The 20,097-nt window shown below is 67.2% G+C and carries 22 protein-coding genes; 13 read left to right on the top strand and 9 right to left on the bottom strand.

The window, feature by feature from the left end:
• Nucleotides 1-83: 83 nt before the first annotated feature.
• Both GBRO_RS17570 and GBRO_RS17565 read left to right on the top strand, forming a co-directional pair.
• Nucleotides 84-1,586: a flavin-containing monooxygenase gene (locus GBRO_RS17570; protein ID WP_012835236.1), complete on the top strand. Its 1,503-nt coding sequence runs from the start codon at nucleotides 84-86 to the stop codon at nucleotides 1,584-1,586.
• 17 nt (nucleotides 1,587-1,603) lie between these two features.
• Nucleotides 1,604-2,623, top strand: a complete 1,020-nt coding sequence (locus GBRO_RS17565; protein WP_041919965.1) for a zinc-binding alcohol dehydrogenase family protein — start codon at nucleotides 1,604-1,606, stop codon at nucleotides 2,621-2,623.
• A 99-nt stretch (nucleotides 2,624-2,722) separates the two neighbouring features.
• Here GBRO_RS17565 and GBRO_RS17560 read toward each other — a convergent pair whose 3' ends face one another.
• Genes GBRO_RS17560 through GBRO_RS17550 form a run of 3 tightly spaced genes read right to left on the bottom strand, consistent with a single transcriptional unit; the run spans nucleotide 2,723 to nucleotide 4,478 of the window.
• The gene (locus GBRO_RS17560; protein ID WP_012835234.1) at nucleotides 2,723-3,169 is read right to left on the bottom strand and encodes an SRPBCC family protein; all 447 of its coding nucleotides are present in this window, start codon (nucleotides 3,167-3,169) and stop codon (nucleotides 2,723-2,725) included.
• 13 nt (nucleotides 3,170-3,182) lie between these two features.
• On the bottom strand, nucleotides 3,183-3,941 hold the full coding sequence (locus GBRO_RS17555; RefSeq protein WP_041919964.1) for an SOS response-associated peptidase: 759 nt from the start codon (nucleotides 3,939-3,941) through the stop codon (nucleotides 3,183-3,185).
• 36 nt (nucleotides 3,942-3,977) lie between these two features.
• Complete coding sequence (locus GBRO_RS17550; RefSeq protein ID WP_012835232.1) at nucleotides 3,978-4,478, bottom strand: aminoacyl-tRNA deacylase; 501 nt, start codon at nucleotides 4,476-4,478, stop codon at nucleotides 3,978-3,980.
• 149 nt (nucleotides 4,479-4,627) lie between these two features.
• On the opposite strand from GBRO_RS17550, the gene GBRO_RS17545 reads away from it, so the two are divergent.
• On the top strand, nucleotides 4,628-5,515 hold the full coding sequence (locus GBRO_RS17545; protein ID WP_012835231.1) for a sigma-70 family RNA polymerase sigma factor: 888 nt from the start codon (nucleotides 4,628-4,630) through the stop codon (nucleotides 5,513-5,515).
• Nucleotides 5,512-5,823: a mycothiol system anti-sigma-R factor gene (gene rsrA / locus GBRO_RS17540; RefSeq protein WP_012835230.1), complete on the top strand. Its 312-nt coding sequence runs from the start codon at nucleotides 5,512-5,514 to the stop codon at nucleotides 5,821-5,823. Before GBRO_RS17545 ends, rsrA begins: the two co-directional genes overlap by 4 nt.
• Before the next feature lie 102 nt (nucleotides 5,824-5,925).
• On the opposite strand, the gene GBRO_RS27770 is transcribed toward rsrA, so the two are convergent.
• Complete coding sequence (locus tag GBRO_RS27770; RefSeq protein WP_370452957.1) at nucleotides 5,926-6,000, bottom strand: 50S ribosomal protein bL37; 75 nt, start codon at nucleotides 5,998-6,000, stop codon at nucleotides 5,926-5,928.
• A gap of 178 nt (nucleotides 6,001-6,178) precedes the next feature.
• On the opposite strand from GBRO_RS27770, the gene GBRO_RS17535 reads away from it, so the two are divergent.
• Nucleotides 6,179-6,400, top strand: coding sequence for a biotin/lipoyl-binding carrier protein (locus tag GBRO_RS17535; protein ID WP_012835229.1), 222 nt, complete (start codon nucleotides 6,179-6,181; stop codon nucleotides 6,398-6,400).
• A 28-nt stretch (nucleotides 6,401-6,428) separates the two neighbouring features.
• Nucleotides 6,429-7,931 (top strand): sensor histidine kinase, encoded by a 1,503-nt coding sequence (locus tag GBRO_RS17530; RefSeq protein WP_012835228.1) that lies wholly within the window; start codon nucleotides 6,429-6,431, stop codon nucleotides 7,929-7,931.
• Between the two features lie 100 nt (nucleotides 7,932-8,031).
• Here GBRO_RS17530 and GBRO_RS17525 read toward each other — a convergent pair whose 3' ends face one another.
• Complete coding sequence (locus GBRO_RS17525; RefSeq protein WP_005170735.1) at nucleotides 8,032-8,286, bottom strand: WhiB family transcriptional regulator; 255 nt, start codon at nucleotides 8,284-8,286, stop codon at nucleotides 8,032-8,034.
• A 393-nt stretch (nucleotides 8,287-8,679) separates the two neighbouring features.
• Between GBRO_RS17525 and GBRO_RS17520 the strand changes: the two genes are divergently transcribed.
• On the top strand, nucleotides 8,680-9,984 hold the full coding sequence (locus GBRO_RS17520; RefSeq protein WP_012835227.1) for an MFS transporter: 1,305 nt from the start codon (nucleotides 8,680-8,682) through the stop codon (nucleotides 9,982-9,984).
• On the opposite strand, the gene GBRO_RS17515 is transcribed toward GBRO_RS17520, so the two are convergent.
• The gene (locus GBRO_RS17515; protein ID WP_172491698.1) at nucleotides 9,900-10,880 is read right to left on the bottom strand and encodes a diacylglycerol/lipid kinase family protein; all 981 of its coding nucleotides are present in this window, start codon (nucleotides 10,878-10,880) and stop codon (nucleotides 9,900-9,902) included. The two genes, GBRO_RS17520 and GBRO_RS17515, sit on opposite strands and share 85 nt — an antisense overlap.
• A 105-nt stretch (nucleotides 10,881-10,985) precedes the next feature.
• Here GBRO_RS17515 and GBRO_RS17510 point away from each other — a divergent pair, with 105 nt between their 5' ends.
• Nucleotides 10,986-11,420 carry a hypothetical protein gene (locus GBRO_RS17510; RefSeq protein WP_012835225.1) on the top strand — a complete coding sequence of 145 codons (435 nt, stop codon included), beginning with the start codon at nucleotides 10,986-10,988 and terminating at the stop codon, nucleotides 11,418-11,420.
• Nucleotides 11,421-11,473: 53 nt separating this feature from the next.
• Nucleotides 11,474-12,265 carry a ParA family protein gene (locus tag GBRO_RS17505; RefSeq protein WP_012835224.1) on the top strand — a complete coding sequence of 264 codons (792 nt, stop codon included), beginning with the start codon at nucleotides 11,474-11,476 and terminating at the stop codon, nucleotides 12,263-12,265.
• A 309-nt stretch (nucleotides 12,266-12,574) separates the two neighbouring features.
• Here the strand turns inward: GBRO_RS17505 and GBRO_RS17500 are convergent, their stop codons facing one another.
• Nucleotides 12,575-13,834, bottom strand: a complete 1,260-nt coding sequence (locus GBRO_RS17500) for an Rv3212 family protein (protein WP_012835223.1) — start codon at nucleotides 13,832-13,834, stop codon at nucleotides 12,575-12,577.
• Nucleotides 13,835-13,867: 33 nt separating this feature from the next.
• On the bottom strand, nucleotides 13,868-15,499 hold the full coding sequence (locus GBRO_RS17495) for a DEAD/DEAH box helicase (RefSeq protein WP_012835222.1): 1,632 nt from the start codon (nucleotides 15,497-15,499) through the stop codon (nucleotides 13,868-13,870).
• Nucleotides 15,500-15,846: 347 nt separating this feature from the next.
• On the opposite strand from GBRO_RS17495, the gene GBRO_RS17490 reads away from it, so the two are divergent.
• Nucleotides 15,847-16,536, top strand: a complete 690-nt coding sequence (locus GBRO_RS17490) for a ferritin-like fold-containing protein (RefSeq protein ID WP_041920649.1) — start codon at nucleotides 15,847-15,849, stop codon at nucleotides 16,534-16,536.
• A 153-nt stretch (nucleotides 16,537-16,689) separates the two neighbouring features.
• The gene (locus tag GBRO_RS17485) at nucleotides 16,690-16,920 is read left to right on the top strand and encodes a DUF3107 domain-containing protein (protein WP_041919963.1); all 231 of its coding nucleotides are present in this window, start codon (nucleotides 16,690-16,692) and stop codon (nucleotides 16,918-16,920) included.
• Between the two features lie 50 nt (nucleotides 16,921-16,970).
• Here the strand turns inward: GBRO_RS17485 and GBRO_RS17480 are convergent, their stop codons facing one another.
• The gene (locus GBRO_RS17480; protein ID WP_012835219.1) at nucleotides 16,971-17,684 is read right to left on the bottom strand and encodes a TetR/AcrR family transcriptional regulator; all 714 of its coding nucleotides are present in this window, start codon (nucleotides 17,682-17,684) and stop codon (nucleotides 16,971-16,973) included.
• Between the two features lie 66 nt (nucleotides 17,685-17,750).
• On the opposite strand from GBRO_RS17480, the gene GBRO_RS17475 reads away from it, so the two are divergent.
• The gene (locus GBRO_RS17475; RefSeq protein WP_012835218.1) at nucleotides 17,751-18,788 is read left to right on the top strand and encodes a DUF3152 domain-containing protein; all 1,038 of its coding nucleotides are present in this window, start codon (nucleotides 17,751-17,753) and stop codon (nucleotides 18,786-18,788) included.
• 95 nt (nucleotides 18,789-18,883) lie between these two features.
• Nucleotides 18,884-20,083, top strand: coding sequence for an adenylyltransferase/sulfurtransferase MoeZ (gene moeZ / locus GBRO_RS17470; RefSeq protein ID WP_041919962.1), 1,200 nt, complete (start codon nucleotides 18,884-18,886; stop codon nucleotides 20,081-20,083).
• Nucleotides 20,084-20,097 lie beyond the last annotated feature (14 nt).

Genomic DNA, 20,097 nt, shown 5'->3' with positions numbered 1-20,097 from the left:
CGCCGCGCAGCTGTGCTGGCCGGGGCGGGGTGATCTGAGTTACTGTGCATACCAGTAACGGACAACTCGAATGGAGTCGCCAGATGGTGGACGAGCAAGCCCCGGCCCGACCCGATCACGACGCGATCATCGTCGGAGCGGGTTTCGGCGGAATCGGCGCGGGTATCGCACTCAAACGCGCCGGGCTGGACAACCTCGCCATCCTCGAGCGTGAGGACGACCTCGGCGGGACCTGGCACGTCAACCACTATCCCGGCCTCGCCGTGGATATCGCGTCGGTGACCTACTCGTTCTCCTTCGAGCCCAACCCGGACTGGTCGCGCCTGTTCGCTCCCGGTGCGGAACTGAAGCAGTACGCCCACCGCATCGCCGACAAGTACGATCTCAAGCGGCACATGGAGTTCGGGACCTCGGTGACCACGGCCCGATGGGACGACGAGGACCGGGTCTGGACGGTGCGCACCTCCGACGGGTCGACGCGGACCGCACGCTACCTCGTCACCGCCACCGGCTTCCTCTCCCAGCCACACACCCCCGACTTCCCCGGAATGGACTCGTTCGCCGGTCACGTCATCCACACCACCGCCTGGGAGGACGGCTACGACTTCACCGGCAAACGCGCCGCCGTGATCGGCACCGGGGCGACAGCCGTCCAGCTCATTCCCGAGATCGCCGCGCAGGCAGACGAACTCACCGTCTTTCAGCGCACACCGATCTGGGTGGTACCCAAGGTCGATTTCGCCATCCCGCCCGTGGTGCGCAATCTGTTCCGCCGAATCCCGTTGACGCAGAAGGCTGCACGGCTGGTCAACACCTCCCTGCTCGAGGCGCTGATGGTGTTCGGGGTGCTGCACTTCAAGGAGGCCAGGCTCGGCAACAAATTCGCCGAACTGCTCGGCAAGGCGCACTTGCGTGCTCAGGTGTCCGACGCCGAGCTGCGTCGGAAATTGACCCCGGACTACGACTTCGGATGCAAGCGACCGACGTTCTCCAACAGCTACTTCGCGACCTTCAATCGGCCCGATGTGCAGCTGGAGACCAATTCGATCATGGCGGTGGAACCCGACGGGATCGTCACCGCCGACGGAACCAAGACCGCGATCGACACGCTGGTCCTCGCCACCGGATTCAACCTATGGGACGTGAACTTCCCCGCCTTCGAGATCATCGGTCGCGAAGAGCGCAATCTGGGAAAGTGGTGGCGGGAGAGCCGCTTTCAGGCGTACGAGGGCATCACGATGCCGCATTTCCCCAACTTGCTGTCGCTGAACAGCCCGTACTCGTACAGCGGTCTCTCGTACTTCACCACCATCGAGGGGCAGATGCGTCACATCGCCCGCCTCTTCGGGGAGCTGAGACGTCGTGGCAGCGATACCTTCGAGGTCACCGATGCGGCCAACACCGAGTTCCTCGACGAGATGACCGATCATCTGCAGTCGTCGGTGTTCTACCACGGGAACTGCGCGTCCTCGCGGAGCTACTACTTCAACCAGCACGGCGAGGCGACACTCCTGCGACCCACCTCGACGCTGCGCACCCTGCGGGAGATGGAGCATTTTCCGCTCGACGCCTACGCGTATCGCTGAACCACTACACTCAGAGCGTGCGTGCATGGGCGGTGACGCAGCCGGGACCAATCGAACGTGGCCCGATGCGACTGTGCGACAAGGACCAACCCCTTCCCGGGCCGGACGAGTTGCTTGTCCGGGTCCGCGCGTGTGGGGTCTGCCGCACCGATCTGCACGTGGCCGAGGGGGACCTGCCGGTACATCGGTCAGGGGTGACCCCGGGTCACGAGGTTGTCGGTGAGGTGGTCGAGTCCGGTTCGCAGGTGAGTGATTTCGCGCCGAGCGACCGCGTCGGGGTGGCGTGGTTGCACCGGACCGATGGCGCCTGTCGGTATTGTCTTCGCGGCGACGAAAACCTCTGTCCTTCGTCGCTGTACACCGGCTGGGACATCGATGGCGGCTACGCCGAGTACACGACGGTGCCCGCCGCGTTCGCCTATCGCCTACCCGAGGGCATCGATGATGTGGATCTCGCCCCGCTGCTGTGTGCGGGCATCATCGGCTACCGGGCCCTGCGACGAACGGGGATACTCGATCCGACGCGCGGTGCTCAGAGTCCGAAGCGTCTGGGTCTCTACGGTTTCGGCGGAAGTGCCCACCTGTGTGCACAGCTGGCGATCGCACTCGGTGTCGAGGTACACGTCTTCACCCGTGGGGAGAAGTCGCGGCAGCTGGCTCGCGACCTGGGTGCCGCGTCGGTGGCGGAGGTCTACGACGATCCGCCGGTACCGCTGGATGCCGCGATCACGTTCGCCCCGGTCGGAAAGCTGGTGCCGGTTGCGTTGCGCGGACTGGACCGGGGCGGTGTCCTGTCCATAGCGGGAATCCATCTCAGCGACATCCCCACCCTCAATTACGAACGAGAGCTGTTCTACGAAAAAGAAATCCGGTCGGTGACCGCCAACACGCGGCAAGACGGCACCGACTTCCTCGACCTCGCCGCGCGACACGGCGTGCGTGCGACCACACACGCCTACCCGATGGACTCCGCGCCGCAGGCGCTCGCCGACCTCAAAGCGGGCCGCTTCGACGGGGCGGCCGTGCTGGTGGTCTGACCCATGCGCCCACCACCTGTCTCCATAGGCCCCACCACACTTCCTGAGGTGCGTGCGGCCGGGAGCGACGGAGGGCGCGGTGACACAACGATTGTGGCGTCACAACGCACCGATTCGGCCGGCGGCACGCCGAAGGTCGGCCGTCAAGGCTTGTGGGGTGAACAGGGTGAGGGCCGGCAGGGCGGGGGCGGCGACCCAGGGGACGGTCAGTGTGGCGCGCGCGCGTACGCGGGTGCCGTCGCCGGTCTCGTCGAAGTCAAGGGTCAGCCGGGCATCGACGCCTCGCCAGTGGCCGATCTCGGCCCAATGCCCGTGGGGCACACAGGCGATCACCTCGAGGCGGGGTGCGATGCCGGGGACGATGGTGATATCGGTCCAGCTCGAGCCGACCCCACCCGGCCGATCGCCCAGGGTGACGACGTCGTCCACCCGACGCAGACTCGACTGCCACTCCGGTCGGCGGGCCGGGTCGGTCAGGTAGTCGAAGACGCAGTCCGCCGCTGCCTCGACATCCACTGCGATGTCGGCGATCTGTCGGGTGCTCATGGAATCTGCCGGCTCATGCCGGGTTGAGCAGTTCCGGGCCGTTGTTGATGACACGGTTCACCAGCGGGGACACCTCGCGAATCTCGATGGCAGCGGCTACTTCTGGCGCGGGTGGCGCGAAGAGTTGGTCCGGGGCGCGGTGATCGGGATCGAGCCAGGTGTCCCAACTGTCGAAGGGCATGACCAGCGGCATGCGGTCGTGGACCTCGCGCAGGTCGCCGACGGCGTCGGTGGTGAGGATCGAGCAGCTCAGCAGGGGAGCGGCGTCGGCGTCGTCCTTGGGATGCCACACCGACCACAGTCCGGCCATGAAGAGCCGGGTGCCGTCGGCGGGGGACATGAAGAAAGGGATCTTGGTGGGCTTGCCCTTGGCGTCGGGCGGCCCCTTCTTCCACTCGTACCACCCGTCCATCGGGACGAGGCAGCGTCGCGATTTCACCGAACCGCGGAAAGAGTTCTTCTCGCCCGCGCTCTCGGCGCGGGCGTTGAACAACAATGGCCCCTTGCCGACTTCCTTGGCCCACGGCGGTACCAGACCCCAGCGCATCGCCCGCACCCGCAGCGTGGCCTCCCGGTCCGGACCCTCACCGTCGTGGTCGTGGCGTTTGACCACGGTCATCACGGTGGTGGTGGGTGCCACGTTGTAGTTGGGGCCGGGTGCGCGGGGTGCGTCGAGGTCGGTGGCGTCGTCGGTGGCCTCGACCTCGTTGACCGCATCGATCTCTGCGGCGAGTTTCGCCGGATCCGTCGTCACCGCATAGCGTCCGCACATGGGACCCATGCTGCCCGATCACCCCGACATTCGTCGTCAGCCGGTGATGTCAGCGGTCACCGCGCCGGTCACGGTGACGAGGTCGGTGGGCGACAGTTCGATCTCGAGTCCGCGTCTGCCGGCACTGCACAGAATCCGCGGCTGATCCAGGGCCGACGCGTCCACAACCGTCGGCAGCGCGGTCCGCTGTCCGACCGGAGAGACGCCACCGAGGACGTAACCGGTGGCACGGGTCACGTCACGTTCGGCGGCCATCACCGCCTTCGCGCCGCCGAGGGCCGCTGCCGCCGCCTTGAGCGACAGTCTGCGGGGGACAGGCAGCACCGCGACGGCCAGATGTGCTCGCGAACCGCCACCGGAGATCTCGATGACGAGTGTTTTCAGGATCTGCTCGGCCTCGACGCCGACCGATTCGGAGAGGGCGGCCACCGCCTCGGCCCCATAGCCGTCGGTGCGTGGGTCGTGTGCATAGCGATGGACGACGTGTGCGATCCCGGCACGGCCCAGTGCGGTGATCGCGGGGGTGGCGGCGGCCATGGTGTGGGTCCTCTCACGAGTCGGGTTGGGTCGGCGATCGGAACAATTGTCCGAATCCTGCTGTTGAGGGGGAACGAAAGCCCATCAGCCCGTCCTCGAGAAGGCGGCGTTGTCCCTGTACACACAAGGCGTGAAGGAGCGAGTCGACGATGACCACCCCGGTGATGAACGCTTCGGCGCGCGCTGTGCCCATCGGCACCGCAGCCATCGGTGACGTGACGGTGCGGATACCCGAGATCCCGACCCCCGAGACCCCGACCCCCGGCCACGTCGGATCCGCATCGGTAAACTTGTCGGAGCGCCTGCAGCTGAAGTCGTTCGACTCCCTGCCGGAAGCCGGTACACAGGTACTCACCGAAGGGATCGTAGTGGCCGAACCCGAGTCGACCGATCGCACTGCGCCTCGGCGCGCCGATCCGAACGAGACACCCGAGCAGCTCACCGAACGTTTCGAGCGCGACGCTCTGCCGCTGCTCGATCAGATGTACGGCGCTGCGTTGCGGATGACCCGCAACCCCTCCGACGCCGAGGACCTGGTGCAGGAGACCTACGTGAAGGCGTTCACCGCCTTCGCCTCATTCCGGGAGGGCACCAACCTCAAGGCGTGGCTCTACCGGATCCTCACCAACACCTACATCAACGGTTACCGCAAGAAGCAGCGTCAGCCGGCGCAGTACCCGACCGACGAGATCACCGACTGGCAGCTCGCCGCGACCGCCGAGCACACCTCCACCGGATTGCGATCCGCGGAGATCGAGGCCCTCGACGCACTGCCCGACGACGAGATCAAGGCCGCTTTGCAGGAACTCCCCGAGGAGTTTCGCATGGCGGTCTACTACGCCGACGTCGAAGGTCTGCCGTACAAGGAGATCGCCGAGATCATGGACACGCCCATCGGAACGGTGATGTCACGCCTGCACCGCGGACGCCGGCAGCTGCGGGAACTGCTCGCCGATGTCGCGCGGGAACGCGGATTCAATCGCAAACGGGCCGACGACACCAGCGACACGGTCTCGGATGCGGGGGTGGCACGATGACCAGCGATCTCGATCCCGAATTCACCAGCATGGACTGTTCGGCGGTCATCGCCGACGTCTGGCTCCTGCTGGACAACGAATGCGACCCCGGTGCCCGGGCGCGCCTTCAGGAGCACCTCGACGCCTGCCCGGCCTGTCTGGCGCACTACGGCATCGAACAGCAACTCAAAGCGCTCATCAACCGCAAATGCGGTGGTGACCAGGCACCGGCCGGCCTGCGGGAGCGGTTGCGGGTGGAGATCCGCAAGACCGTGATCGTGCACGAGACCTCCGTGCACACCGACGCGTCGGGAGATCCGGAACGCTGAGCGACGCCGGATACGACAACCGGACACAACAACGCCCGGGCGGCCGTCACACTGGGTGATCTCGGCCGGTCCCGGGCGGATGGTCCCGTTCCCTGAGGTTGCTCAGGAGTTGGGGCGCTTGCCGTGGTTGGCGGCGTTCTTCTTGCGAGCGCGCTTCTTGCGTCCACGCTTTCCCATGACGCATCTCCTCGTTCGGTAGTGCTGGTGTGCGGTGTTGCCGGCACACCATCGTCAGTGCTGGCACATCATTGTTTCACGAGGCCTGCCCTGCGCCCCAATCGCATGGGTTCGGTGCCTGCGCGCGTCCGGTGCGTCCTCGGACACCGACCGCTGTGCGGTGGGCTATTTTGAGTGCATGGCAGAAGACGTGGTGGCAGAGATCGTCGCGACCGTACTCGAGGTCAGGGCCGAACCCGGTCAGCAGGTCGAGGACGGCGACCAACTCGTTCTGCTGGAGTCCATGAAGATGGAAATCCCTGTTCTCGCAGAGGAATCCGGGACGCTCTCGGAGGTCAAGGTGAAGGTCGGCGACGTCATCCAGGCCGGCGACGTCATCGCCGTCTACGCCGAGCAGTAGCCGGCCGCACCGTCGTCGCCGTCGCCTGATGTCGACCCTTGCCGATCTCCTCGCCGAGCACACCACCCTCTCCGACACGGCCGCTGCGCACCTGCAACGGCTGGTCGCCGAATGGCAGCTGCTCGCCGATCTGTCCTTCGCCGATTTCCTGCTCTCCGTACGCACCGACTCCGGTGCCGCGATCACCGTGGCGCAGTGCCGCCCCAACACGGCCTCGACGGTGTTCCCCAGCGACGAGGTGGGCCGCGTCATCGACGCCGACGTCAACCCGCAGGTCGGGCGGGCATTCGACGAGGCGCGGATTCTGCGCGACGAGGACCCCACCTGGGTCGGTGCCATGGCCATCCGCCGGGAGGCGGTGCCGGTGGGCTTCGACGGCGCGGTCATCGCCGTTCTGACCCGGGCCACCGACCTGACGCATCCGCGGCTGCCGTCGCCGTTGGAACTGGCCTACCAGGACAGCGCCAACGACCTCTGCCAGATGGTGGCCGACGGCACCTTCCCCCACGAAGAGGGCAATCCCCGCGGACTCTCGACGCCGCGCGCCGGCGACGGTTTCATCCGGCTCGACGGGCATGGTCTGGTCACCTACACCAGCCCCAACGCCCTGTCGGCCGTCCACCGGATGGGCTGGACGGCCGAGCTCGCCCACACCCGGTTGTCGGAGGTGATCACCGAACTGCTGACCGACGCCTTCGAGGCGACGGATGTGGCGTCGATGATCGACGTCGCCGCGGGCGCCGCATCACCACCCACGGTGCCCTACCGCGACATCGGGATGCGGGTGGAGGCCGACGCCCGACGGGCCACCGTCCTCATCCGTGCGGTGCCCCTGCGTCCGCGCGGTGAGGTGTCCGGTGCCGTGGTCCTCATCCGCGACGTCACCGAGGTCAAGAGACGGGACCGCGCCCTCATCAGCAAGGACGCCACGATCCGCGAAATCCATCATCGGGTCAAGAACAATCTGCAGTCGGTGTCGGCGCTGCTGCGCCTGCAGGCTCGTCGTACGGCCAACGAGGACGCCCGGGTCGCCCTCACCGAGGCGGTGCGGCGGGTGGCATCGATCGCGCTGGTGCACGAGTTGCTGTCCGGCAGCGTCGATGAAGAGGTCGATCTCGACGAGGCCGTCGATCGGCTGGTGCCGATCCTGGTGGACGTGGCCTCCGGCGACCAGACGATCGCGGTGCGTCATCGGGACCGGCTCGGCGTCCTGGCCGCCGAGTTCGCCATGCCGCTGGTGATGGTGCTCACCGAGTTGATCCAGAATGCCTTCGAGCACGGATTCGACGGGTCGCAGGCCGACGCCGAGATCGACATCGTCGCCCAACGGGACGTACGTACCCTGCGAATCGCGGTCCGCGACAACGGTTTTGGATTGCCCGACGACTTCGACCTGGTCACGTCCGAACACCTCGGTCTGCAGATCGTGCAGACCCTGGTGTCGATCGAACTCGGTGGCGAGCTCGTCGTCGGACCCAACCCGGCGGGCCGGGGGACCGAGGTCGCGATCGTCATCCCGCTACGGGTGTGAGCGCGCGAGCGCGCGCCCGGAACCTGTTGTGGGACATGAAAAAACCCGGCCGGTGACCGGGTTTCTCATGGCCGCCGGGCTGCGGCGACGTGGCCGAGCTCTAGACGCTGCTCCGCGTGCGCGTACGCGCGGTACGCCGCTTGAGAGCACGTCGCTCGTCTTCGCTCATCCCACCCCAGACGCCGGCATCCTGACCGGACTCAAGCGCCCACGAGAGGCATTCGGCGGTGACGGGGCACCGCGCGCAGACGAGCTTCGCATCGGCGATCTGCGCGATGGCCGGGCCACTGGTTCCCACAGGGAAGAACAGTTCCGGATCCTCGTCGCGACAGATGGCCTTGTGACGCCAGTCCATTCCTTCTCCTTCAGGTACGCGGTTGTTTTCGCGCACCACTCGATACCTGTTGAATGCTTGTTGGCTGTAACCCCTGGTTCACGCGGGCGCACCAAATGTTTCCGCGCTGTTGCTTGTGAATACTTTCACGAATCCAGCCGAAGTCAATGGTGTGGCGTGAACACGTGTGCAATATCACGTCGCTGACCTAGCATCTCGCATGTGACGGCCAAGCGGGGGGTACGTGCACCGGGTTACTCACCGATGTACTAGTCTACGCTTCTTCGCGATCGTGTGCCCGGGATTTTCGCAGGTGGAGCCCTCATCGGCCCAGAACGGCCAGCGTGCCGCGCTTGGGGCGGCTACGATGGTCACATGCGCAAACGATGTTGATCTAAATCACGACGCCTGAGTGTGGCCGCCGTCGCAGCGGCTCTCTTCGCCGATCTCATTCCGCTGTACCCGGTGTACGCGGTGATGTTCGCCGACCCGACGGTGCCCGGAGCCGGGTTGAATCCGGCGCAGATCTCGGCATTGTTCATCATCTGGTCGGTCACTTCGTTCGTGGCCGAAGTGCCCAGCGGGATTGTGGCCGACCGGCTCTCCCGTCGTCGACTGCTGATGATCTCGCCCGTGATCACCGGGGGCGGATTCGCACTCTGGACCTTCACCCCCTCGTTCGTCGCTTTCGCCGTGGGGTTCGTCCTGTGGGGGGTGGGTGGGTCGCTGCGGTCCGGGACCGCCCAGGCTCTGCTCTACGACGAACTCGACGAACTCGGATTGGCCGCGCGGTACGTGCGCGTCGCCGGCCGTGTCCGAGCGGCGGAAGCGATCGGAGTGCTCGCCGGAACGGCGCTGGCCGGGCCGCTGCTCGCCGTCGGGGGGTACCGGGCCGCCGGGGTGGCCGCCGTGCTTTCCTGCCTGCTGGCCGCAACGGCCGCCTGGGTCCTGCCGGAGACGCCACGGCATCTGCGCCGCAGGCGATCGGAGGCCGACGACCCAACCGTGGCCATTGCACCGGGGGCCATCGCACCGGGGGCCGACGACCAGACGGTCGCCGACGCCGCGACGCCGGGCTGGCGTGGCATCGTCGGCGATGCCCGGCGCCACCTGAGGACGCATCCGGTCGTGCGGCGAATGCTCGTGCTGGTCGTGGCTCTCACCTGGGTGGGCGCACTCGAGGAATATCTGCCGTTTCTGGCGGAATCTTTTCTGGGAGAGGGGGATTCCTCGCCGGCATCGGTTGCGGTCCTGATGCTGGTGGTCGGAGTCGGTGACGTCGTGGGAGGTCTCGCCGCGTACCGGCGAGTGACGATGCGCACCCTCGGCGGATGGCTCGGCGTGGCAGCGCTGTGTCTGCTGGCGGGAGCGTGGTGGGCGAGTGGGGCAATGTCCGGTGTGGTGTGGCAGCCGGCCGGAATGGTGTTGGTGGCCATCGCCTTCGGCGTCTTCGGCTGGGCGCTGGTGGTCGCCGACGCCCTGCTGCAGGACCGATTGTCGGCCCGTTCCCGGGCAACGGTGACCTCTGTGGCCGGGGTGGGCGAGGAGGCCGTGGCGATTCTGGCCTTCGCGAGTTGGGCGCTGGGGTCGGTGTGGCTGTCCCCGCCGGCGCTCTTCGCGATGGCCGCGACGCCCTATCTGGTGCTGTCGCTGGTGATCTGGTCGGCGACGATCCGGTCCGGTACCGGCGCGATGACGTCGAGGGCGTCGGGCCGGTGACCGAAGCAGATGTCGGTGAAGGCGCCGATGTAGTCGCCGTCCATCTGCACATCGATCGGCTCGGCACCGTCGGCGACGGTGAATCGCACCGCGGCCACGTCGTCGTCGCGGAAGAGGTGACGTGCCTTGGGGTCGGCCTGGGCGAGCAACCGGGTCGCGAGGGGGAGATTGCGCAGCACGCCGGTCGACGTGGCGACGAAGACGCCGAGGCGGGTGTCGAAGCCGGTGTTCGGATTGGTGCGGATCTCGCGGCTGCCGAGATAGGTCCACGGACTCGTGTTGGACACGAACCCGAATCGCGCGCCGGTGACGGTCGGACCGCCCGGTACCTGCACGTCGAAGGTCGACGAGTTGCCTGCATTGCGCAGAAAGCTGCTGATGGTGGTCCACAGGTAGCGCGATGGGGTGGCCGCCTTGCCGGCGTGGCGCTTGTCCTCCATCGCGTGGACCACGACGGCATCCATCCCCATCCCCGCGTTGAACAGGAACCAGCGATCCTCGGTGTGTCCCAGACCGATGCGACGACGCCGGCCCGAGTCGATCAGGCCGATGATCTGCTGTGTCGCCTGAAGGGGGTCACCGTCGATGCCGAGGGTCCGCGCGAACACGTTGGCGCTGCCGCCCGGGATGACGGTGAGCGCCGGACGCGTCCGGGCGGGGTCGCTGACCTGCGGCGGATCGAGCAAGCCGTTGGCGGCTTCGTTCACCGAACCGTCGCCGCCGTGCACGATCACCACGTCGACGTTCTCGGTCACCGCGCGCTGCGCGAGTTCGCCCGCGTGTCCGCGGTGCGTGGTGTGCTCGACGTCGAGGTGGAAATGCGCGCTGAGGGTGTGCACGAGCGCGTCGCGACCGGCCGGACTGGTCGCGGTGGCGAACGGGTTGACGATGAGCATGGCGCGCACGACACCCGAGGATATGGGGTCGCGCTCCGCAGCGTGCAGGCGCCCGGTCGTCGAGGTGGCGAATCGCCCGAGAACAGGACCGTTAAGCTGGAGCGGGTGAGCAAGGAGCAGCAACGGCCCGTCGCGCCGGCCGGCGACGTCGACCGGCCGCCGACCGCCATCAAGGTCGCCGGCGCAGTGACGGCCGTCGAGGGCGGTATCGCAGTGGTGGTCGCGGTGGTCCTGGTGATTCGCGGTCTACTGGGGCACGAGGACATCGCCATCAGCGGATACGGCACGGCGGCCTGGTTCGGGATCATCGGCGGTGGTGTGCTGCTCGGCGGGGTGGCACTGCTGACCGGACGCCGCTGGGGCCGTTCGATCGCGATGGTCGCCCAGATCCTGTTGTTACCGGTCGCCTACTACCTGTTCACCAGTCATCAACCCGCCTTCGCGGTACCGCTGGGTCTCGCCGCCCTCGCCGTCCTGGCTTTCCTGTTCAGTCCGGCGTCGGTGCGATGGCTCGCGGGTGAGATCGAGTCGGACGGCTGATTCATCGCGCGGGTAACCGCGCCGCGCGGCTGTGCGGGTCGTACAGTAGGGCCATGACGCGCATCCTCGCGATTGCCAACCAGAAGGGCGGGGTGGCCAAGACCACCACGGTTGAGTCGCTCGGCGCGGCCCTCGCCGACATCGACGTCTCGGTACTTGTCGTCGACCTCGATCCCCAAGGGTGCCTTACGTTTTCACTCGGGCACGACCCCGATCAACTCGTGTCGTCGGTACACGATGTACTGCTCGGCGATGAGGAGATCACCGATGTGCTCCTCGACACCGACGACAATGTGACCCTCCTGCCGGCCACCATCGATCTCGCCGGCGCCGAGGCTCTGCTCCTCATGCGACCCGGTCGGGAGTACGCGCTCAAACGCGCGCTCGCCGAGGTGTCCGAGGATTTCGATGTGATCCTCGTCGATTGTCCGCCGTCGCTCGGGGTGCTCACCCTCAACGGCCTGACCGCCGCCGACGAGGTCATCGTGCCGCTGCAATGCGAGACGCTGGCCCATCGCGGTGTCGGGCAACTGCTACGAACGGTGCGCGAAGTGCAGCAGATCACCAATCCGTCGCTGACCATGCTCGGCGCGGTGGCCACGCTGTTCGACGCCCGCACCACCCACAGCCGCGATGTGCTCTCCGATGTGTCCGATCGTTACGACCTCGACGTGCTTGCGCCACCCATTCCGCGTACGGTGCGTTTCGCCGAGGCGTCAGCGTCGGGGACATCAGTGATGCGCGGCCGAAAGAACAAGGGCGCCACAGCTTATCGCGAACTGGCCGAGAACCTCTGGAAACACTGGGACGCCGGGCAGGCCGTACAGACACTCGACATCGCCTGAGCGCGCGTCCCCCTGGCCGGTGAGCGGGCCCCTCTTTCAGTTGGTTGAGTGACCCGCTTCTGTTGGTTGAGCCGACTCGAGCCGCAGCGCCCCTTTTTGCTGGTTGAGCCGCCTCGAGCCGCTAGGCGAGATGCGTGTCGAAACCAACAGTGAGACAACGATGTTCGCGACCCGTCGGGTGCGCTGCCGTGGTTGCGGGCATCGTCGGGTTGCGGAGGTTTCGACACGCGGCCGTCTCGCTGCGCTCGCCGGTCGCGGCTCAACCAGCAGAAGAAGAGCGGGTCAACCAGCAGAGGGGCCGGTCGCGGCTCAAGCCCCCGCGAAGGCCTCCACGAGGTCTCCCCGCTGCTCGACGACAACCCCGCCGATGACTCGAAGGCTGATCGGTCCGCCGTGATAGTCGGTGCGCGACAACGGAATCGAGTGGAGCTCCCGGCCGGTGGCGGGGTCGCGCACGCTGATGCCCGACGGGCTCGGCAGCAGCAGTTTGCCTGCCATCTGCGCGCCGGGACCAAGTGCGCCGGGGACCTGGTAGCGGGGTTCGCCGGTCGCGGCGTCGAGGACCACGGTGGACTTGCCGGTCCAATAGGTGATGAGGTCGCCGTCGGCGATCGGGGGGTTGTCCGGAGGTGGCGTGCGCAGGCCGTCGACATCGCGGAGGGCGCCGGGTACACCGTCGGGGTTGAACAACCGGATCCGTGCCGGGGTGGGCGCGGCGGGGTTGTCGGTTCCGCCGTCGTAGATCGCGATCCCCGACGAACTCATCGCGACCAGAACCGGTGGCGGGCCGGCGGTGTCGATGGTGATCAGCGACGATCCGTACTCGGTGACCTTCTCCTCGGAGCTGAGCAGCGCGCCGAGCACGGTGAGTCGGTAACCGCTCTCTTCTCCGCAGTGCTCGACGACCGCGACACGATCGCCGGAGATCGCCGACGAGAACAACCGGCAGTCCACCCGGCCGGGTTGGACGTCCGGGTTGACCGGTGCGTCGACGCGACCGTACTCGATCCCGCGGACCAGGTTGGAACCCCACGTCTCCAGACGTGTGGTCCCTTGTGCGACAACGTATCCCGAGTCACTGACCAAATGGAGGGTGGGGTCGGCGTCGCTGCTGCGGGCCGCGGTGCGGCGGCCGCTCTTGCCGTCAAGCGCGGTCACCTCGGAACAGCCGCGCGAATTGCGGTAGACAGCCAGGACCGAATCGGTGCTGTGCTGCCATGCCGCGGCGACGGTGCACAGCGGCAGATCGCGCCGGTATCCCCAGATCTCACGCCCGCTCTGCGGGTCGCGCCCGATCACCGAACCACCGTCGCCGGTCGCCACCACGGCGTCACCGATCGCGGGGGTGTCGGTGGCCGAGGAGCGGGCATGCCAGCGGCTCACCATACGCTCGGGTACCGTCGTCGCCTCGGCAACGGCGACGGCGGGGGTGCCGGCCTGGGCGCTGTCGGTGTTGCGGACCGGGCTGACGACCCAGGCGACGATCCCTACGGCCACGACGATCAACACGATGACCGCGGTGATGATCAGATCGACGGGTCGCCTGCGCTCAGGGGTCACTCGTGTCACGTGGGTGTCCGTTGCCCGGTTCTGCGAGATGGGTTATTCGGCGGCCGCCGGGGACGCCGACGTGCTTGCGGCGTCGGATCCGGTCGCACCGCCGCGGCCGCGTCCGCCACGCCGGCGTCGACGACGGCGCGGTGCGCCCGTGGCAGTGGCTTCACCGGACCCCTCGCCCGACGGTGACTGCGACGTCGCGTCAGCGGAGGTGGCCGGCGCGTCGTCGGAAGCGGTGCTCGCGCTGTGGTCGCTGTCCTCGCCCTCCGATGCCTTCCCACCGCGGGTACGGCGACGGCTGCGGGTGGTGTTGCGTTCGCGCGGTGTGCGCTCCACACGTTCGGTCTTCTCGGAACTCTCCCGTTTGGGCGCCACGATCCGGCCGGTCGTCGACTCCGGGATGGACAGATCGGTGCGCAGATGCTCCGACGTCGAGTACGTCTCGGCGGGTTCCGGGATGCCGAGGCCGAGAGCGTTGTTGATCAGTTCCCAGCGGTGCAGCTCGTCCCAGTCGACGAGGGTGACCGCGATGCCGGTGCGTCCCGCGCGGCCGGTCCGGCCGATGCGGTGGACGTAGTTCTTGTCGTCCTCGGGGATCTGATAGTTGATGACGTGGGTGACGTCGTCGATGTCGATGCCGCGGGCGGCGACGTCGGTGGCCACCAGGACGTCGATGGTGCCGTCGCGGAACCGCTTGAGTGCCTTCTCGCGGGCCACCTGACCGAGATCGCCGTGGACGGCGCCGACCTTGAATCCGCGCTCGGCGAGATCGTCGGCGACCTTCTGCGCGGTGCGCTTGGTGCGGGTGAAGATCATCGTCGCGCCGCGGCCCTCGGCCTGCAAGATGCGCGCCACCAGCTCGGCCTTGTCGAGGGCGTGGGCGCGGTAGACGTACTGGGTGGTGCGCTCGTGGATCGCCGAGTCGTCGGCGTGCTCGGCGCGGATGTGCGTCGGACGGTGCAGAAAGGTGCGCGCCAGCGTCACGATCGGGCCCGGCATGGTGGCCGAGAAGAGCATCGTCTGCCGTGGCGTGGGCAGCGCGCTCATGATGCGCTCGATGTCCGGCAGGAAGCCCAGGTCGAGCATCTCGTCGGCCTCGTCGAGCACCAGCACGGCGACCTTGCCCAGGATGAGATGTCCCTGCTGGGCGAGGTCGAGGAGTCGGCCCGGCGTGCCGACGACGACGTCGACCCCGGCGCGCAGGTCCGCGATCTGCGACTCGTAGGGGCGGCCGCCGTAGATCGAGGTGATCTTCAGGGGTCGCACCGTGCCGTCGGCGAGGGTGATGTCGGTGAGCTTCTTGGCGGCCACTTCGAGATCGCCGGTCACCTGGATGCACAGTTCGCGCGTCGGCACGATGATCAGCGCACGGGGGGTGTTGTCGAGGGCGCGCAGGCCGGATTCTTCGGCGTGGGCGAGGCGATGCAGCAGCGGGACGCCGAAGCCGAACGTCTTGCCCATGCCGGTGCGGGCCTGCCCGATGAGGTCGTCGCCGCCCATCGCGAGCGGCAGGGTCAATTCCTGGATCGCGAAGGTGTGGGTCTTGCCGTCGTCGGCGAGGGCCGCGACGATGCGGTCGTCGACACCGAGTTCGGCGAAGGTGGGGGAGCTGTGGGTGTCGTCGACGATGGTGGTGTGCACATCGGAGTCGGGTGTCTGCACGTCGGTGTCGGTCATCTGCGGTTGGTGCCCTTCTGGCCTGTTGTCTCTGCACGCACCAGGTGTCTGCACGAACGAGACGAGGTCGAAAGTGCGCGCGCAATGTCAGGTGTCGGTGAGGAAATCCTGTGAACCCCCACGCGTCCGCTGGTCGCGGGCGAGGGGTTCGATGGTGATCACCCGGCTCGAAAGGCTGCGCTCAGATGAGCTGCCACACGAGCTGCGCAGGTGGCCACACCGGTACACCGTGCTCAATTGTACGTGCTGACGTCCCGGAACCCGGTATCCGCGGTCCTCCGTTGCGGTTGGTCGGTCGGTTGGTCGGTGGGTTGGTCTCCATCCGTGGGCGCGCCTACGATCGCCTCATGACGCCTGGCGCACCCTCGTCCGAGCCCACCTCGATCAGTTCAATCGACCCGGAGGACCCGGCTCTCACCAAGCTTTTCGCGGTGCTTCTCGCGGGTGAGTTCGCGGCCTTTTATCGCCTGATCGACGAATCCTCGATGGCTCCCGACGTCCCGAGTCGCATCGCCATCGCGCGGATGGCGGCGTCGGAGATCGCCCATTTCGACCTGCTCGCCGAACGGATCGGTGCGCACGGGGTGGACCCCGTCGAGGCCGTGGAGCGCTACCGCTCGGTGTTCGACGAATACCACCGGGTGACCACGCCGAAGACCTGGTACGAGGCGCTGGTCAAGGCCTACGTGGGCGATGGCCTGGCCGCCGACTTCTACAACGAGCTCGCCCATGGTCTGCCGGCCGAGGCGCGCGCCGTGGTCCGTGAGGTGATGGCCGAGACCGCGAATTCGCAGTTCGCGTGCGAGCAGGTGCGGGCCGCGGTGCAGGCCGACCCGTCGCTGGCGTCACCGCTGACGCTGTGGGGCCGTCGGCTGCTGGGCGAGGCGATCACCCACGCGCAGTGGGTGCTCGCGGCCGAGGAAGAGGTGACCGATCTGCTCTTCGCCGGGGCCACCTCGTTGCAGGGCGTCGCGAACTTCTTCGACTCGGTTGCGAACAAGCACGCCCAGCGGATGGCCGATCTCGGGCTGGGCTGACCACCGGGTTCCGGTCGGGTGTTTCGCTGTCAGCGGAGTGCCTGTCGGTCCTCGGGAGGGCTGCACTAGCCTTGTGCCGCAGGCGTTCGCGCGTGCCGGTGCCGCAGAGGATGTACGGGCAGCCGGCGTCAGAGGAGATCGGAGAGGGTGGCCATGGCCGTTGAAGTGAAGATCGGGATTACCGACAGCCCGCGGGAACTGACCATCGCTACGTCGCTGACCAGCGACAAGGCTTACGCCACTGTGGAGGCCGCGCTCGGCGGCAAGGAACAACTGCTCGCGTTGACCGACGAGAAGGGTGCGCGTTACTTGGTGCCCGTCACCAAGATCGCCTACATCGAGGTCGGTGCCGCAGAGAACCGTCGGGTCGGCTTCGGGAGCTGAGTGGTCCCTGCCGGACCACCGGATGGTCCGGCCGGATCGCGGGGGATCGGTTACCGGTCGCCCGCGATCTGGCCGTTGTCGGTCTGACCGGAGGTCGCGAGACCCGAACCCGTCAGGTCCGAATCGGCGGAAATCGGGTCACCCTGCAGCGGCACATGGGAGAGCCCGCCCCACAGCAAGGCGACCGTGGTGTCGACGGCGGTCTGCTTGTCCACCGGACGTTTGGCCTCCAGCCAGTACCGGGCGTTGACCTGACTGGCGCCTACGAGACCGGCGGCCAGCATGCGGGAGCGGTACGGGTCGAGACCCGAGTCGTGCATCACCAGGCCGTAAACGGCATCCACACACGCCTCGGTGGCACCTTCGATGCGCCGGATGACCGCCGGGTCCATGGCGTCGGAGGAGAAGATGAGCCGATAGCCGGAGTTGTCCTCATCGATGAAATCGAAGAAGGCCTGAACGGCCGCCCGCACGCGCTGCCGGTTGTCGGTGGTAGTGCGAAGCGCGGTGTTCACGTCGTTCACCAGCTTCTCCGCGTGCGAGTCGACGACCGCGATGTACAGGTCAAGTTTCGACGGGAAGTGCTGGTACAGAACAGGTTTGCTGACCCCGGCGTGCACCGCGATCTCGTCCATGCCGGCCGAATGGTATCCGCGTTCGACAAAGATCTCGCTGGCGGCGTCGAGTAGCTGCATGCGACGTGCGCTGCGGGGCAGACGGGTGTTGCGCCCGGGTAGCGCGGATGCATTGGCGGCGGTCGACATGAATGAGAGCGTACTCGTGGCCGTCTCTTACGTGGTATCTGCGGTGTGCTGTGAGAAAGTTGTCGGGTGAGCCGCACAGAGGACGGTGCGCCCGACCCGCTCAGCGGTCGGGTTCGTGCCAGGGATGTGGGCCCGAGAGCGTCGGGGCGACCGAAACCGGATCAACCGCTGCGTGCGCGCTGGGATCCCACTGACGACACCGGACGTCCACGTGTCGATCGGGAGGGACAGCCCGAACGGAAGAAGCAATCCGCGCTGGGCCGCTTCGTGTCGACCTACGGATGGCGGGCGTATGCCATCCCCGTTCTCATCGTGCTCACGATCGTCCTGATCGTCGTGACCGTCCGGGACAGCAGGTCCTCGGCGATGTCGTCGGAGGAGGGGGTCAGTCCGGCAGCGTCCCGCAACACCGACGTGAGCAAGGAGACCCGCCCGATCGGTGCGCCCGTCGGCGACATCTCGGTGCCGTTGCCCGCGGGGACATTACCCGACGGCGGGCCCTACACCCAGAAGGGTCGCGAGACCTTCCGCACGGTCCGCGGTAGTGGACAACGGGTGGGCACCGGCGGCCAGGAATACACCTACATGGTGCAGATCGAGAACGGACTGCAGCCGTCGGACTACGGCGGCGACGCGATGTTCGCTCGGATGGTCGACACCACGCTGGCCAACCCCCGAAGCTGGATCGGCGACGGCAAGGTGTCCTTCCGTCGGATCGATTCCGGCGAGCCGGACCTGCGGATCTCGCTGACCTCGCCGTCGACTGCCCGTGAGCTGTGCGGCTACCAGATCAAGCTGGAGACCTCGTGTTTCTACCCGCCCAACAAGCGGGTGATCCTGAACGAGGCACGGTGGCTGCGCGGTGCGTTGTCCTACGAGGGCGACGGTCTGGGGTATCGCCAGTATCTGATCAATCACGAGACCGGTCACGGTATCGGCTACGAGGCGCATGAGCCGTGCAAGGCCGACGGCGCGCTCGCCCCGGTGATGATGCAGCAGTCCTTCGGTGTGGCCAACAAACAGATCATGGCCCTCGACCCGGACATGCAGGCCAACCCCACATATGTGTGCAAACCGAACCCGTGGCCGTTCCCCAAGCGATGAGTGACCGCTGACGCCGATAGGCGTCACGTCGGCGCGGGAATGACCGGCCCGAGATGGTCGTTGAGCGGCTTGTAGACAGAACCCATCAACTTCCCATGGAGGCGGTCGTGTCATCGCAATCCGGATCACTGCCACCGCTGGTGGAACCGGCAGCCGAACTCAGCAATGACGAGGTCGCCCGGTACAGCCGGCACCTGATCATCCCCGACGTGGGGATGGACGGACAGAAACGGCTGAAGAACGCGCGGGTGCTCGTCATCGGCGCCGGCGGTTTGGGTTCCCCCACGCTGCTCTACCTGGCCGCGGCCGGTGTCGGCACCATCGGCATCGTCGAGTTCGACGTCGTCGAAGAGTCGAATCTGCAGCGGCAGGTGATCCACGGGCAATCCGACATCGGCCGTCCCAAGGCCGAGAGTGCCCGCGACTCGATTCGCGAGATCAACCCGTACGTGACGGTCAACATCCACGACCAGCGGCTCGAACCCGAAGGCGCGATCGAGCTGTTCTCCCAGTACGACCTGATCCTCGACGGCACCGACAACTTCGCCACCCGGTACCTGGTCAACGACGCCGCCGTGCTGGCGCACAAGCCTTATGTGTGGGGATCGATCTACCGCTTCGAGGGACAGGCGTCGGTCTTCTGGGAAGACGCGCCGGACGGGCGCGGCATCAATTACCGCGACCTGTATCCGCAGGCACCGCCGCCGGGAATGGTGCCCTCCTGCGCCGAAGGCGGCGTTCTCGGCATCCTGTGCGCGTCGATCGGCTCGATCATGGGCACCGAGGCCATCAAGCTGATCTGCGGCATCGGGGAACCGTTGCTCGGCCGGCTGATGGTCTATGACGCCCTCGACATGACCTACCGCACCATCCGGATTCGCAAGGACCCCGAAGGCGAGCGCATCGCCGGGCTCATCGACTACGAGGAGTTCTGCGGCGTGGTCTCCGACGAGGCCGCGTCGGCCGCCGTCGGCTCCACGCTGACCGCCGTCGAACTCAAGGAGAAGCTCGACGCCGGTGAGAACCTGGCCCTGATCGACGTCCGCGAGCCCGTGGAATGGGACATCGTCCACATCGACGGCGCCACGCTGATCCCCAAGGGCGACATCCTCGCTGGCGCCGGTCTCGCCGAGATCCCGCAGGACCGTCCGACGGTGCTGTACTGCAAGACCGGAGTCCGCTCGGCCGAGGCGCTGGCCGCACTCAAACGTGCCGGCTTCGCCGACGCCAAGCACCTGCAGGGCGGGGTGACCGCCTGGGCCAATCAGGTGGACAAGGAACTGCCGGTCTACTGACTCCCCCGGCCGGT

The organism is Gordonia bronchialis DSM 43247 (assembly GCF_000024785.1).
In the GTDB taxonomy this organism is placed as follows: domain Bacteria; phylum Actinomycetota; class Actinomycetes; order Mycobacteriales; family Mycobacteriaceae; genus Gordonia; species Gordonia bronchialis.
The sequence above is the reverse complement of the archived record's forward strand: the minus strand, read 5'-3'. Positions and strand labels throughout refer to the sequence as shown.